General features: G+C 59.3%; 11 protein-coding genes. All 11 read right to left on the bottom strand.

Going from position 1 to position 13,251, the window contains the following annotated elements; translation table 11 throughout:
* Positions 1 to 2: 2 nt before the first annotated feature.
* Entirely contained in the window at positions 3 to 869 is an 867-nt protein-coding gene (gene icmH / locus HBO41_RS22500) for a type IVB secretion system protein IcmH/DotU (protein ID WP_099547826.1), read from the bottom strand.
* A gap of 5 nt (positions 870 to 874) precedes the next feature.
* Complete coding sequence (tssK, locus tag HBO41_RS22495) at positions 875 to 2,203, bottom strand: type VI secretion system baseplate subunit TssK (RefSeq protein ID WP_169987794.1); 1,329 nt, start codon at positions 2,201 to 2,203, stop codon at positions 875 to 877.
* A gap of 1 nt (position 2,204) precedes the next feature.
* Positions 2,205 to 2,687 (bottom strand): type VI secretion system lipoprotein TssJ, encoded by a 483-nt coding sequence (gene tssJ / locus HBO41_RS22490; RefSeq protein WP_169987792.1) that lies wholly within the window; start codon positions 2,685 to 2,687, stop codon positions 2,205 to 2,207.
* A complete protein-coding gene (gene tagH / locus HBO41_RS22485; protein ID WP_169987789.1) occupies positions 2,684 to 3,877 on the bottom strand; it encodes a type VI secretion system-associated FHA domain protein TagH in 1,194 nt (397 codons plus the stop codon). Before tagH ends, tssJ begins: the two co-directional genes overlap by 4 nt.
* Before the next feature lie 218 nt (positions 3,878 to 4,095).
* Positions 4,096 to 5,625: a sigma-54-dependent Fis family transcriptional regulator gene (locus HBO41_RS22480; protein WP_169987787.1), complete on the bottom strand. Its 1,530-nt coding sequence runs from the start codon at positions 5,623 to 5,625 to the stop codon at positions 4,096 to 4,098.
* Positions 5,622 to 8,066, bottom strand: a complete 2,445-nt coding sequence (locus tag HBO41_RS22475) for an AAA family ATPase (RefSeq protein ID WP_262380473.1) — start codon at positions 8,064 to 8,066, stop codon at positions 5,622 to 5,624. The genes HBO41_RS22480 and HBO41_RS22475 overlap by 4 nt, the downstream gene beginning before the upstream one ends.
* A gap of 6 nt (positions 8,067 to 8,072) precedes the next feature.
* Positions 8,073 to 9,065, bottom strand: coding sequence for a type VI secretion system baseplate subunit TssG (gene tssG / locus HBO41_RS22470; RefSeq protein ID WP_169987781.1), 993 nt, complete (start codon positions 9,063 to 9,065; stop codon positions 8,073 to 8,075).
* Entirely contained in the window at positions 9,029 to 10,816 is a 1,788-nt protein-coding gene (gene tssF / locus HBO41_RS22465) for a type VI secretion system baseplate subunit TssF (RefSeq protein WP_099547822.1), read from the bottom strand. The genes tssG and tssF overlap by 37 nt, the downstream gene beginning before the upstream one ends.
* Complete coding sequence (gene tssE / locus HBO41_RS22460) at positions 10,806 to 11,225, bottom strand: type VI secretion system baseplate subunit TssE (RefSeq protein ID WP_178110997.1); 420 nt, start codon at positions 11,223 to 11,225, stop codon at positions 10,806 to 10,808. Before tssE ends, tssF begins: the two co-directional genes overlap by 11 nt.
* Complete coding sequence (tssC, locus tag HBO41_RS22455) at positions 11,222 to 12,697, bottom strand: type VI secretion system contractile sheath large subunit (RefSeq protein ID WP_017136830.1); 1,476 nt, start codon at positions 12,695 to 12,697, stop codon at positions 11,222 to 11,224. The genes tssE and tssC overlap by 4 nt, the downstream gene beginning before the upstream one ends.
* Before the next feature lie 26 nt (positions 12,698 to 12,723).
* On the bottom strand, positions 12,724 to 13,221 hold the full coding sequence (gene tssB / locus HBO41_RS22450; protein WP_017136831.1) for a type VI secretion system contractile sheath small subunit: 498 nt from the start codon (positions 13,219 to 13,221) through the stop codon (positions 12,724 to 12,726).
* Positions 13,222 to 13,251 lie beyond the last annotated feature (30 nt).

Below are 13,251 nucleotides of genomic sequence, written 5' to 3'. Positions count from 1 at the left end.
CGTTACAAGGGCGTCGGAGTCAGTTCCGGCGCCGAAGATTGAAAGGATTGCAATGCATGGGCTCGCTCCTGCTCCAGTACCCAGGCAGTTGCCGAATACATCGCCAGCAAAGCGATCAAGCCCAACGCCACACACCAGGTTGCGGAGAGTGTGCGCAGCCGTTTGCGGCGTGCCGGCTCCGGCCGGGGAACAGAGGCGGACACAGACACCGGGTCGCCACGCACGTGTCTTATCTGGCGATACAAGGCGTCACGGACGCCCTCAAGCTCGGTCACGCCGCGCTCCATGACCCTGTATTTGCCTTCAAAACCCATCGACAGGCACAGGTACATCAGTTCCAGCATGGCCAAGTGCTTCACGGGGTCGCGAGACAGTCGCTCCAACAGCTGGAAAAACTTTTCGCCGCCAAAGGTTTCGTTGTGAAAACGGCTCAGCAGACTGATCTTCGACCAGTCGCTGCGACTTCCCCACGCCGTGGTGACTACCGCTTCATCAACGACGCTGCACAGCACATAGCGAGCAGCAATCACCTGAGCGCTTTCCATGCCTTCATGCTGGGCGCGGACCTCGAAGCGTGTGAGGCTTGCGGCCAGTCGCTCATTGAGCGTCTGCAGGTTTTCCCGACCGCTGCTGAGTTTAAGTTCAAGCACCTCGCACATCAGTTCCCAGGCCGCTGTCACCAGCGGGTTAAGGCCCACGTTGAAACGTTGAGCGCCCTGCACAGCGGCGGCGTAGACCATGCGGTCTTCCAACTGTTCAAAACGCGGTGGCGAGGGAAAGTCCGTCACCGGGCGCTGTACCGGGCCGTGGCCGTTACGATCCAGCAACACGGTTTTTTCATCCAGCGGGTAATCACTGTCCATGTTCATGCTGTTCAATTCCTGATAGCCCAGAAGGTCAGTTCCAACTCGCTGAACTCGCCGCCGACATGGAACGCAAAACCACCCGATTGCTCCAACTGCGCGATATCCCGGGCACTGAGTTCGAGCATGAAATAGGTTTTACCGGCATGAAAAGGGATCTGGCGGGGCGCCACCGGCAGTGGTTTGACCTTGATGCCCGCCAGGTGCAGGTTGACCAGTTCGCGGATGCGCTCTACGGGACCGATCTTCAGATGGGCCGGCAAACGATGGCGCAGTTCTTCCGAGTCGCATTGAGCCGCGACTGCCAGGATGAATGTCGCGGTGCCCAGCAGCTTGAGATCGGCCACTGGGCAGACCATTACCCCATACTGGCGCTGTTGCAGTACCAGCTCCAGGGCATGCTGCTCAAAGACCATCGACAGCACTGTGCGCAACCCCGCCATCAACCCACGAAAACTCGCGCCCTGGTCGCCGTGGAGGTAGCGCACCTGCTGGGTGGCACGTTTGCTGTCGCTGGCAAACGTCGCCAGTTCGCCCAGTATCGACAGCATCTCGCGGAACAACGCCTCTGAACGCACTTGCGCCTGCACCAGATAATGGCGCAACACCGGCTCGGTCCGATTGATCAGTTGCAGCATCAAAAAGTCCGCAATCTGCGCACCCGCCGTGGCGCCATTGCCGCCCATCCGCTCAGCAATCGCATCCCCCCGGCTGGCGAGCAGGCTGATCACTTCTTTGAGGCAGGACGAAACAAACCCCGAGCCCTGCACATAAATAAATGTCGGGGCAAAATCAGGCTCCATACGCAGCCCCTCTTCAGCAGAGCATTCCAGCACCTGGGCAATCTTCAGCTTCACGTAGACCTCATCCCCCGGCTGCTCACCCAGCAACAGGCGCAAATCCGGCCGTGCGCAACTGATCTGGCAACGAGCGTCCCGGCCCGCATTGGAGTCCGCCACTTCAATGTCACAGGCGATGTAGCGCGCCAACACCTCCGGCGCCTCCTGCGTGCGGGTTTCAACCTGATTGCCGGTCGTCATCGGTAACGCCAGGTACACCGATTGCCTACCCGCGTTGGCCGGCACCTCCAGCACCAGTGGCGCCATGGCGGTGGTCAACTCGAAAAGACTGCCATCCGGCAAAACGCCACTGGCTTGATTGACCACCAGCTTGCCCAGGTTCAGGTATTGCAGATCGATGTCCAGGCTCAGGAAACCCCAGGCATCACTGCCCAGCAAGCGAGTTCGATTAAGCTGCTGATGGTAATAACGGTCGTTATGTTGCAGGTGCTGGGGGCGCAGCAACATCCCTTCCTGCCAGATGACTTTATGAGCCTGCATATCAGTTCTCCTCCAGGCTGGCGAGCGGGTCGCCAGCACGGATACCCGCCTGGTCAAGCACCAGGTGTGCTCTTGTGACTTGCTGTGGCGCCAGCGCCAGCACCCAGCGCCATTGCACATGGGGTAAATCGCGGTACGCCGCAATGATGCCCACGTAACGGCTTTGCGGTTCGCTCCTGAGCTTGAGGGCCACCTGCTCGCCGGGGCGCAGCTCCAGCTCCTCGCTGCTCACCCAGTCTTTGGGCAGCGCCTGCTCGGCATGCCCATACAGGGTAAAAAAATCTGCGTTTTCGAATGCCACTGGATGCTTGAGTTCAAAAAGCTGCACCACCACCGGCGAGGGGCGCCCATGCAGGTCGGGGTTCACTTCGTCACTGGCGGCCAGCGTCAAGTCGAGCTTGGTCAATGTGGAAAACGGTGACAGGTTGCTGCAACCACCCAGCAGCACCAATACAACCAAAAGAGGTAGGGTGACACGGGTCATGGGCATCCTCCTGGCGGTGTGGCAAACAAGGCTGAGGCCAGGCGTACCTGCTCCTCATAGGCCTTGGCAAAATCGCCGCGCAACGGGCCCGTGTTCAGTGCATCTGCTTCGACCAATCGGTGATAGTGGCGCTGGTAGGCCCGCCAATGCGCCCTGTCGGCAAAGAACCTCGGCACCTTGTCATCGCGCTCAAAACTGGCCAGCAAGTGACCGGGGGCAAACGTCGCCAACGAGGTGCGCAGCGCCGTGCGGCATGCAACGAGCAGCGCGACCTGATGCACTTGCATTTGCCGGTACACCTGCGTAATGGCCGCTTCGGCGCAGGGTTGCGCCAACTCGCCCGTGCCCAGCAACGACGCCAACGCAGAGTCAATGCACAGGCTGTCTTTCAACGCGTTCGGACGTTTGATCAAGGTGCTCGCGTCCAGGTCCAATTCGTTGTGCAGTTCGTCGTGAGTGCGCAGGTTCTGTTGCAACCCATCAATCGCGTGCCTGAGTAAACCCGCAACCTTAATCGCCAACGCCTCGCGGCCAGCGCAATCGAGCGCATGCGCACTGACGCCCAACGCTTTGGCGAACTGCGCCCAGAACACTTCGTAAGCCTCGGGCGCCTGCGAGTCAGGCAAGACAGGTTCGACCCTCTCTACCAAAACGTCTGCCTGTGCAGGTAAGGTCAGGTAGTCGCGCTCAACACCGTCACCAGACATCCAGGCACTCGGTGCCTCTTGCACGTCGTTCAAGGCGTCCAGTTCGCACGGCGTTGCGCCGTGCATCGACTGGCGATCCCATTCTTGAACGGGGTCCAGGCCCAGGTAAGCATCATCGGGTATCACCCCGCCCGCAGTGGATAGTGGCTGGCGATGCGACGCCACGCGCTCAATCAACCGCGCACGGATAGCAAATGGCCCCAACTGGAAAACATCACCCTCCACGATCAACCGCGCCTGCCCCTTTTGCAGCGACTTGCCACTGCTCACCGCACGGATACCGTTACTGCTGATATCCGTCAGGAAATAACGCGCGTCACGGTACGCGATCAACCCGTGGTGACTGGAAAGCAAGCGACTGGGGTCAGGAATACTCCAGTCGCAACCGGCTCCACGACCGACCACGCCGCCCACTCCATCGAACACCTTGCGCGGTGGCGGCTCATCGCCCCCGCCATCACACACTTCAAGCACTAATTGCATGAAAGGCTCCATTTCATTGGCCGCGACGGGTCGCTTGGGAGTCACCCAAAGGACGATAGTCAGCGTCATCAAACACATAATTGGCGCTGCAACCGCTCAGCAAACACAACACAAGCAGTACGGCTCGCCATGGACGATCAGGCATCGGGGTTCTCCCTGGTAGATAAAACAAGCGGGGCATCGCAGAGCCCATTAGCACGCCAGCGTGAATACGCCATTCAGCATTCCCCTCGAGACGCGCCCATGGGGATATTCAAACGCGCAAGCCGGTACAGCAGCGTGCGACGCGCGACCCCAAGTTCACGCGCGGTGCGCGTTCGATTACCACGGTTCTTGTGCAGGCAATCGATCAGAAAGACCCGTTCCACCCGCTCCAGGCGCTGACGCAGAGTCGCTTCGGCGGTCGTACCCGCGGGAGCCGACGACAGCGACAGGTGCTCAGGTAAAATCACCCCGTCATCACACAGCAGCACCGCCCGTTCCACCAGGCATTTGAGCTCACGCACATTGCCTGGGAAGGCGTGGCCGGAGAGCTGATCAAGCGCGGCACTGGACCAACTGACCACCGGTTTTTCGAGTGCCGCGCAGACCTTTTCAGCAAAGTGCCGGGCAAGCTGCAGCACATCACCGTCACGCTCACGCAAGGCCGGTAATTGGATAGGGAACTGTGCCAATCGGTAATAGAGGTCCTCGCGAAAAGTCCCCTGGCTGACCATTGCCAGCAGGTCGCGATGGGTGGCGGCGATGATTCGCACGTCGACCTTGTGGGCGGTATTGGCGCCCAGGGGGCGCACCTCACCTTCTTGTAGAACTCTCAGCAGCTTTGCCTGCAGGGAGAGTGGCATATCGCCAATCTCATCCAGCAGCAGTGTGCCGCCATCAGCCGCGTCAAATAGCCCAGCATAGTTACGCTCCGCACCGGTAAACGCGCCTTTGCGGTAGCCGAACAGCTCACTCTCCAGCAAGCCCTCAGGGAAGGCTGCGCAGTTTTGCACGACAAACGCTCGCGTGCTGCGCGGGCCGGCGGCGTGAATCGCACGCGCCACCACCTCCTTGCCAGTGCCGGTTTCACCGTGCAACAGCACGGTAAAAGGCGCCTGCACAACCTTGCCGATGAGGTGACAGGTCGCTTCCATCGCGGTGCTGTTGCCGATCAAGCCATAGCCGCCTGTGACGGGCGCACAGCGCTGGGCAACCGCAGTGATGCGCCCAGGATGGGCAAGCCGGCGCAGAGTTAATTGGCCGAGGGCAAAGCTACCCAGTTGGCCCAACGACACGGCGTAGCCCTGCAAGTGCGTCGGGCGCAGGCTGGCACAAAGCAGGACGCCGCACACCGCCTTGCTCCGGTTGAACAAGGGCAGGCATGTCAGCGCGTGCCAAGGCAACGTCGCTACGGGCAGAAAACCGCTGTCATAGGCGCTGTTGCACAGTTCATCAATGGTCAGCTCCCGCCCCTGGTTAAGGACGTAGTGCAATAACTGCTGGTGTTGAACCTCCACAGTTGCAGCCCGCTCGCCTGAGGGTTCCCCGTCAGGAAAGTATTGAGCGATCAGCCCCAACTGGCCGGTGGTTTCCTCCCGCGCATACAGTTGGCACAGGTCACACTCGCTCAACTGCGCAGCGGCCGTGACGCAAAGCTGCGCCAACGTCGATTCCTCACGCTCAAATCCCAGGCGGGTGAACCAGCCCAGCAGTTGGTCGGTGCAGGCCTGCGGACCAGGCAACGGCTTGAATGTGCTGTGCGTCATTGGCTGAACTCACACACAGGCACACCGCGGCCATCCAGCGTCGCGTGGGTGGCAGAGAGGGATTCGCCAACGGCCATCGCACTGAGCAGGCGATCAACGATCTGCGGCAGCAGGTGGGATTCGATCCACTGGTCGATATAACGCGCGCCACTGTCCTGGTGCATACAGCGTTCGACCATGTGCGTGACCAGTTCGGCGCTGTAGCTGAACACCAGTTCACGCGTGTGCAGCCGTTGGCCAAGGCGCGCAAGCTTGAGCCTTGCCACGTCCTGTAACCGTTCGCCTGCGAGCGGGTAATACGGCACGACACGCATCCGGGCAAGCAGAGCCGGCTTGAAGTGAGCGCGCAATACGGGGCGAATCACTTCCTCCAGCACCTCAGAATCAGGGCGCTGGCCATCGGCGCACAGTGCTGTGATGCAATCGCTGCCCAGGTTGGACGTCATCAGGATCAGCGTGTTACGGAAGTCGATTTCGCGACCTTCACCGTCATTGGCCAAGCCCTTGTCAAAGACCTGGTAGAACAGGTTCAGCACCTCTGGGTCGGCCTTCTCGACTTCATCGAGCAGCACCACTGAATAGGGGCGCTGGCGCACGGCCTCGGTCAGCACCCCGCCCTCGCCGTATCCAATGTAACCGGGAGGCGCTCCGATCAATCGGGACAGGGAGTGTTGCTCCTGGTATTCCGACATATTGAGCGTGATCACAAACCGCTCGCCGCCGTACAGCAAGTCCGCCAGCGCCAGCGCCGTCTCGGTCTTGCCGACCCCGCTTGGGCCGGCCAGCAAAAATACGCCTACTGGGGCCTCAGGATTATTAAGGCCTGCAGCCACCGCTCGCAGGTTGCGATCAAGCGCCTGCACCGCCGGTTCCTGCCCAATAATTCGCTCGCGCAGGGCATCGGCAAAACCCGGGATGCGCTCACTGTGCTCCAACGCCAGTTGCTCGACCGGAACACCGGTCCAGCCACTGATGACCTGAGCGACCACCCGTGGGCAGACCTCGTGACTGGCTTGCTGCTGTTCACGCTGCATCCAGCCCTGCTCGGCTTGCTGGCGCTCAAGCTCGAGGGCGTCCAGACGCCGGACCAGTGTTTGCAACGCTGACTGGTCAACTGACAAGCCTGCTTGAACATCGCGCTCAAGCGCCACGCGCTGCTGTGTGCCCTCGGCCAATTCAGCGCACAGCTGCTGCAACACCTCAGGCGCCGCCGTCAGGCTAATGCGCACTTGCGCACAGGCTGTATCCAGTACATCGACGGCCTTGTCCGGCAACTGGCGCCCCGCCAGGTAACGAGCGCTCAGTTGCGCTGCCGCCACCACCGCATCGTCGCGTACATAGACGCCATGGCTGGCTTCATACACCGGCACCAACCCGCGCAAAATGGAAACTGCCGCCGCCACACTCGGCTCGCCAACCTTCACCGGCTGGAAGCGCCGTGCCAGCGCTGGGTCTTTTTCGATGTATTTTTTGTACTCGGACCAGGTCGTGGCTGCGATTGTGCGCAATTGACCGCGCGCCAGGGCGGGCTTGAGCAAATTGGCGGCATCGCCTCCACCCACCTGCCCGCCGGCACCCACCAGGGTATGTGCCTCATCAATAAACAGGATCACGGCCTGTGGTGAGGCGTTGACCTCGTCGATCACACCTTTGAGCCGCCGTTCGAACTCGCCCTTGATGCTGGCGCCGGCCTGCAACAAGCCCATATCCAAGGTCATTATGCGTACTCCCTTGAGTGGCTCGGGCACCTGTGAGGCAACCACTCGCAAAGCGAGCCCTTCGACGATGGCGGTCTTACCCACGCCCGCGTCTCCCACCAGGATCGGGTTGTTCTTGCGCCGACGCACAAGGATATCGATCAATTGACGGATCTCTGCGTCGCGGCAAAGGACCGGGTCGATACGGCCTTCGCGGGCTTGATGCGTCAGGTCGTGGGTAAAGCGCTCCAGCAGCGACTCGCCTGGTCGCAAAGGGCCAGTTCCAGATCCCTGGCTCAACAAAAAATCGAGCACCCGTTGCGCGTCCAAACGACTCAGCAATTGCTGATAACCACTGCCCGCGTGTTGCAGTGGATGGCGCAGAAGTGCCAGCAATAAAGCACCGGCATCGACTTCAACCTGCCCCAGTTCAAGGTGGCCAACCATTAATGCTTGTTGCAACCACTGCACGAGTGCCGGGGCAAACACCGGGCTGCGCGATGCACTGTGTTCACCTTTGAGCTGCAGCATGGCCTGAAGCTCGCCTGGAGCGATCTCGGCATCCGCCAGCGCCCTGGCCAAAGGACCATCATGGTGTTCCAGCAGTGTCAGCAGCAGGTCCTCAACCAACACTTCCTTGCCACCGCGCGTAACACATCGTTCAGCTGCCCGCGCCAAGTCAACGCGCGTTTGCGGGGTCAAGGTCCGGATCAGTTGTTGCAGGTCTACATTCATCATAATCATCAGTCCCTAATCAGAGTGGCTGGCCAGAGTGACCACACCTTCGGCACGCTCGTACCCCAACCAACTGGTCCAACCGAGACGACATACGTTGCGCTCGCCAATATGCAATGGCCGCACTTCACCCTCGGCCAGTACCAGGCGCACGTCATAGTCCAATGGCACCCGCAGCATCAGGCGAACCAGCGAGCACAACGGTTTGCACGCGCTGCCGGCGGGTAGAAACGTGTGAAAGCGCTGCCAGCTCAAGCCCTCGACATGCACCCTGAACTTGCCGCTACGATCGGCAACCCGGTGCCCGAGCAGCAGGTCTTCGCCAAGCACGTTATTGGCCGTACCGAGTTGATTGCGTTGCTGTTGGGCGATGACCACCGTGCGTTCAACCCATTGTTCAATGAACAAACGACTGTGCTTGAAGTAATGGCGCAGCACCGTTTCGATCAACGTTGCCGAATGCGCTCGCAGGCTCAGCAGCCCCAGGTACGGCAACAACCGCTTGCAGTCCAATTGCGCCGCGTCTCGAATCTGGCGACTGCCCAGCCCGACCAGCGCAAACATCTGCGCGGAAAAAGCATCACTGGCGTCGGTGCGAAAACTCGCTCGATAGCGATACTTACGCCAGATCGGCAACATCAACCTCTGCAGGCGGTGGTGAAATACGTCGAGAAAGCCACGGCTGACGCTGCCACTCGCCTGCTCTTGATAAAACCCAGGCAATGGCGAACCGGCGCCAAACAAGCCGAGCACGTTAAGACGCAGGCGCGCGCGTAACTGTCCGTGCTCGACAAAAAAAACCACCCGGTCAATGTCGTGCCCAGGGAAACCCAAGCTTGGGTTGGCCTGGAACTCGAGCAGGTCATATAACGCGTCGTCATCCAGTGAAGGATGGCTGTCGCGCAGGCGCTCGATCACCTGCAGTACCGCCTGGAATAACGAATACTCGCGAATTGTGCGTGCTAGAGCAGTCAAAGCAGGGCCTGCCGACCCATCCGGGGTGGCCATAGATACACGTCTCCTTGTGTGCTGGTGACCCGCAGTTCGTGATACGAATTGAGGCCGGCGTATAGGGCAAAAAACTCATTGAGTGCTGAGGCGAAGACAAACAGGTCGCCCTGGCCGGCAAAGCCGTTGACGTCAATACTCAAGTCGACCTGCAGGCCGCGTATCGGCAGCCCACGATGTATTCGATCGACGGCTTGATGACGGATGGACTTCAACGCATCCAGTCTTCGCTGGCTGACGTTGTGAGCCTGTCGATCGTGATAGCGCGGCAAGTCGTATGTCTGGAGGATGACTTTCAAGGCACGGGTATCGGTCAACGAGAGGTAGTTGAGCGACATGTTGCTGATCAGTTTCCAGAGGAAGTCCTGGTCCAAAGGCGGAGCAAAGCTTGCCGTCGGCGCACAGATATTGCGAAACGTCAGGAATTCCGGGGTTTGTTCACAGGGCTGATTGATCTCTCCCACCTGCAGCAGCCGTGGCAAGTTGTGGTTGGTGCAGGTCAATTCAATCGAAAGGGTTTCCTGCTCATTGCCTGGGCCAGTGCCAAAACTCAACCAGGTATCCAGTTCGGCACTTTGCACCGACGAGCGCTGACGAATGCTGTAGCTGGGCGTGCGCGCCGAAGTGGCATTGCCACTGCCATGCTCGAAGGATTCGAACGGCACATACGCCTGGTAGCCCAGCCCACCCGGGCGCCATCCGGTCACCTGGTCCACGGAAAAGACCGCGGCATTGCCCCGCGCTATGCCACCCGGCAGCAGCAGGTACTCATCCTGCTTGCCATCGAGGCGAATGGGCACCGCGTCGTGCTTGAACAGGTTGGCAATCGGCGTGCAATACAGCTTTACGTTGTCCAGAGTGGGGCGATGCGCCGCATGCGCGGGGTGGTTTAACTTGAAACGCAGCTCTATACATCTCGCCTGCTTGCGCAATTCATTTGGCAACGCCTCTAACGCATCCAGCCCCAGTACATCGACAAACAGATACTTGTCCGTAAACGCAAAATATTCCTGCAGATGGCGATAACCGCAAAAGGTGTTGGCGGGATAGGGAATCAGTGCATGCTCCTCATCGAACCCCACCGGTTTTACCTGGCTTGCAGCAAGCCGCAGCGACAACGGCTGGCCATCGCGATCCTTGATCACAACCCCTTCGTGGTCAAAGAGCCGCAATTCGATGCCTTCCAGATGACGCAACAAGCTCAGGTACAAGCCTTGGCTCACCTGTCGATCACCCGCCAGGTGCAAACGCAATTGATCGAACGCCAACTGGCTCAAATTGCCCTCGACGCTCATCTCCATATGCAGGTTGAGGAGCGTTTGTGCTCCCTGGGACACGTACTCCAGGCGACTCAGTTGCAACGCCAGCACCTGGGTGGCGTAGCAGGTACGAAAGCGGCAGCGCTCACCATTGACCAGCACGCTTTCAACCGGCGTGTCCCGTTCTACGCTCACCGTGGTGCACGCATGTTTCAACGGGTCAAATTGCAAGATACTGAACGCCGGCAGTGGCCGCATATAGTTGGGCCACAGCAGATGCATCAATGAGTGAGTCAGCTCTGGAAGCTCGTCGGCAAGCTTCTGGCGCAAGCGCCCGGTCAGAAAGGCGAAGCCTTCCAATAGACGCTCTACATCCGGGTCCTGGCCTGAGTCGGCGAGAAAAGGTGCCAAGGCTGGGTTGCGTTCAGCAAAACGCCGCCCAAGTTGGCGCAAGGCACTGAGCTCACTTTGGTAAAAGTGGTTAAAGGACATCAGGCAGTACCTCAACCCGACCACCACCGGCCAACTGCGCGTTAAAAACCACTGGTTGCATAACGCCGTCGATGAGCAGTGTTGCCTCAATCACAAACGCCAGGACCAAGGGGTTGCCGGTATCGGGTAAGCCCCTGACACACACATTCGAAAGACGTGGTTCGTAAACCTGGATGAAACGCTCAATCGACAGGCGCGACTGACTCAATGACTCATGCAGGCTCAAGCGCATGTCATTGAGGTCGGGCAGCCCATAGTCCGGCAGCGTCAAGACACTGCCTGCACGTGTGCCGAGCATGTTCTCCAAGTGCGCGGCAATCGACGCTACACTTCCGGCCCTGGCGGGTGCCAGGCCTTCGAGACGCTCAAAAAGGCTGCGATAGTCGGGTATCCCCTGCCCCTTTCTCATTCTTTGTCGAGTTTGCCGACGAGGGACAGGGTGAAGTCCGCGCCCATGTACTTGAAGTGCGGTCGCACACTGAGGTTAACGCGGTACCAGCCAGGTTCGCCCTCAACATCACTGACCACGATGCGGGCAGCCCGCAATGGGCGCCGCCCACGCACTTCGGCGCTGGGGTTTTCCTGGTCGGCAACGTATTGGCGAATCCATTTGTTGAGCTCCAGCTCAAGGTCGGTACGCTCCTTCCATGAACCCAACTGCTCACGCTGCAACACCTTGAGATAATGCGCCAGCCGGTTGACCACCATCATGTAGGGCAGTTGTGTTCCCAGGCGGTAATTCAACTCAGCTTCCTTGCCCTCGGCACTGCTGCCGAAATACTTGGGTTTTTGTACTGAACTGGCGGAAAAGAACGCCGCGTTATCACTGCCTTTGCGCATGGTCAGGGCAATAAAACCTTCCTGTGCGAGTTCGTACTCGCGACGGTCAGAGACCAGCACTTCGGTCGGGATCTTGGTTTCAATTTCACCCATGCTCTGGAAATGATGCAGGGGCAGGTCTTCCACTGTCCCACCGCTTTGCGGGCCGATAATGTTCGGGCACCAGCGAAACCGGGCAAAACTGTCCGTCAGCCGGGTGGCAAAGGCAAACGCGGTATTGCCCCACAAATAGTGTTCGTGGCTGTTGACCACGTTTTCCTGGTAGGCAAATGTCTTGACCGGGCACTCAAGGGGATCGTAAGGGGTACGCAACAGGAACCGCGGCACGGTCAGGCCAATGTAACGAGCGTCTTCGCTCTGACGAAAGCTTTGCCATTTGGCAAATTGCGGCCCCTCGAAATGATCCTTGAGGTCCTTCATGTCAGGCAGACCGGTAAAGCTTTCCAAACCGAAAAAGCTCGGCCCTGCGGCGGCAATAAACGGTGCATGGGCCATGCAGGCAACACTGGAAACGTATTGCATCAGCTTCACATCCGGCGCGCTGGGCCCAAGGAAGTAGTTGGCAATGATGGCGCCCACGGGCTGGCCGCCGAACTGACCATACTCGGCACTGTAGATATGCTTGTAGAGCCCGGACTGGGTGGTTTCCGGGGAGTCTTCGAAATCGTCCAGCAGGTCCTGTCGTGAGACGTTCAGCAGTTCGATCTTGATGTTCTCGCGAAAATTGGTGCGATCGACGAGCAGTTGCAACCCTCTCCACGAAGCTTCCAGTGCCTGGAAATCCGGGTGATGAAGAATTTCATCCATTTGCTCGCTGAGCTTCATGTCGATCTCGGCGATCATTCGATCGACCAGACGCTTCTTGACCGGCTCGCCGCTGTTGTGCGGTTTGACAAGCTCTTCGATAAACGCCGAGACACCGCGTTTGGCAATGCTGTAGGCCTCGTCATCGGCGCTCAGCAGTGTTTGGGCAATGATGGTATCGAGAATGCTGTGCTCGTCAGCCACTCGGGTGGGTAGCGGATGCTGTTGGGTGGTCATGGCGTCAGTGTCCTTTACTGAAAATGTCAGGCGGTGGGGTCACTCAACCCCAATTCGGTCAATACACGTGCGCGGGAGTCGTCATCCGCCAGCGCCTGTTCGATCGCCTTGCGAAAGCTCGGCGTGTTACCCAATGGCCCCTTGAGGGCCATCAGTGCTTCACGCAGCGCCATGAGTTTTTGCAGCTCCGGGATCTGCTCGACCAGGTTCGCCGGGGTAAAATCCTTCATCGAGTTGACCCGCACCTGGATCGACAGTGCTTCGATATCGGGCAGTTCCTGCAGGCGATTAGGCACACTTAGCGTCAACGCCAGTGCCTGTTTGGCCAGCACGTCATCAAAGGTGTTCTTGTCGATACCGATAGGCTTGCGGTCTTCGAGCTTGCGTGGGTCTTCGCGCTGGGCGAAGTCACCCAGCACCAGCAACTTCAGAGGTAGCTCAACCTCTTCCTGGGCGCCCCCGACGGCGGGCTTGAAGGTGATATTGATGCGTTCCTTGGGTGCTACCGAACCTTCTTTGGCCACGGTAAATCTCCTTTTTTCGAGGGGGTTCAA

Origin of the sequence: Pseudomonas sp. WS 5146, assembly GCF_012985495.1 — a bacterium.
GTDB lineage: Bacteria > Pseudomonadota > Gammaproteobacteria > Pseudomonadales > Pseudomonadaceae > Aquipseudomonas > Aquipseudomonas edaphica.
The sequence above is the reverse complement of the archived record's forward strand: the minus strand, read 5'-3'. Positions and strand labels throughout refer to the sequence as shown.

Coding starts and splice junctions, on each gene's coding strand:
- icmH (WP_099547826.1), bottom strand. CDS start 869: ATGAACATGGACAGTGATTACCCGCTGGATGAAAAAACCGTGTTGCTG.
- tssK (WP_169987794.1), bottom strand. CDS start 2,203: ATGCAGGCTCATAAAGTCATCTGGCAGGAAGGGATGTTGCTGCGCCCC.
- tssJ (WP_169987792.1), bottom strand. CDS start 2,687: ATGACCCGTGTCACCCTACCTCTTTTGGTTGTATTGGTGCTGCTGGGT.
- tagH (WP_169987789.1), bottom strand. CDS start 3,877: ATGCAATTAGTGCTTGAAGTGTGTGATGGCGGGGGCGATGAGCCGCCA.
- HBO41_RS22480 (WP_169987787.1), bottom strand. CDS start 5,625: ATGACGCACAGCACATTCAAGCCGTTGCCTGGTCCGCAGGCCTGCACC.
- HBO41_RS22475 (WP_262380473.1), bottom strand. CDS start 8,066: ATGATTATGATGAATGTAGACCTGCAACAACTGATCCGGACCTTGACC.
- tssG (WP_169987781.1), bottom strand. CDS start 9,065: ATGGCCACCCCGGATGGGTCGGCAGGCCCTGCTTTGACTGCTCTAGCA.
- tssF (WP_099547822.1), bottom strand. CDS start 10,816: ATGTCCTTTAACCACTTTTACCAAAGTGAGCTCAGTGCCTTGCGCCAA.
- tssE (WP_178110997.1), bottom strand. CDS start 11,225: ATGAGAAAGGGGCAGGGGATACCCGACTATCGCAGCCTTTTTGAGCGT.
- tssC (WP_017136830.1), bottom strand. CDS start 12,697: ATGACCACCCAACAGCATCCGCTACCCACCCGAGTGGCTGACGAGCAC.